1 protein-coding gene is annotated in these 1,296 nt (G+C 52.2%); it reads left to right on the forward strand.

Going from position 1 to position 1,296, the window contains the following annotated elements; translation table 11 throughout:
- Nucleotides 1–103: 103 nt before the first annotated feature.
- Nucleotides 104–1,099, forward strand: coding sequence for a carbohydrate kinase family protein (locus PX481_RS06150; protein WP_288093998.1), 996 nt, complete (start codon nt 104–106; stop codon nt 1,097–1,099).
- Nucleotides 1,100–1,296: the final 197 nt, after the last annotated feature.

The following is a 1,296-nucleotide window of genomic DNA, read 5'->3' on the forward strand; positions in this document are numbered from 1 at the left end:
CACCCCACACCCCACACCCCACACCCTACACCCCACACCCCACACCCTACACCCCACACCCCACACCCCACACCCCACACCCCACACCCCACTTCCCACACCAATGCTTAACAATCAAAGATCTTCGCCAGTGTCTGTCATTTGTTTAGGGGAAATCCTCTCTGATCTAATTGCCGATCAAAGCGAGCGCTCTATAGAGCAAGTGACTTCTTGGACAACCTATGCCGGGGGGGCGCCGGCAAACGTGGCCTGTGGATTGCGAAAATTGGGCATAAATTCGGCTTTTATCGGTTGTGTGGGCAAAGATCAACGAGGGGAACAGTTAATCGCCTTGCTAGACGCTCTCGGAGTCGATACCACTGGTGTACAGTATCACCCCACCCTACCCACCCGACAAGTTTATGTCACCCGCGATGCTGGGGGAGACAGACATTTTGCGGGTTTTGGCGGCAGAAAAACGACGGATTTTGCCGATACTGCCCTTAAAGCTGACCTATTGCCCGAAAATCTCTGGAAAAATGCCGATTATCTAGTGATGGGAACCCTAGGGTTAGCCTATCCCCCGGCGAGAGCGGCGATGATGCGCGCCCTCGAATTAGCTAAAATTTACGGGGTGAAAGTATTGATCGATATCAACTGGCGGCCGGTTTTTTGGCCTAATCTTGAGGTCGCTCCCGATCGGATTCGAGATTTTATCTTCTGGGCCGATTTGCTCAAATGTAGCGAGGAAGAAGCAGCATGGTTATTTGGCACTGATACCCCCGGAGAAATATCATCACAATACCCCAATTTAGGGGCAATTCTGGTTACTGGCGGCGCAAAAGGTTGTAAATATCATTTAGGCAAAAATAGCGGCACTGTCGAGGCTTTTCCCGGGGAGGTGGTGGATACAACCGGGGCGGGGGATGGCTTTGTGGCGGGTTTTTTGGCTCGTGCCGGTCTTGGAGGCGATCAAATTGGGGAAAATGCCGATTTAGCCCGTAAGGCGGTGATTTATGCCTGTGCGGTGGGGACAATGGTGACAAGGGGGGCAGGAGCGATCGCCTCCCAACCGACTCGGGAACAGGTGGAGGAGTTTCTAGCGGCCTTTGACTCCTAGAAACTATACTAGGGTTTGCGGCAAAAAGTTTTTCGTGGGGGCAGGGTGTGGGGTGTGGGGTGTGGGGTGTGGGGTTTTACCCATTTTCAGGGGGTCAATTACCTAATTTTCAGGGAAAAAGTGCCTAAATTTCCCCCCCGATCACCCCAATGTCTGGCACTTTTTGATGGGAAAAAAGTCTAAAAGTCTTATACAAC

The organism is Microcystis sp. M53603_WE2, assembly GCF_030065435.1.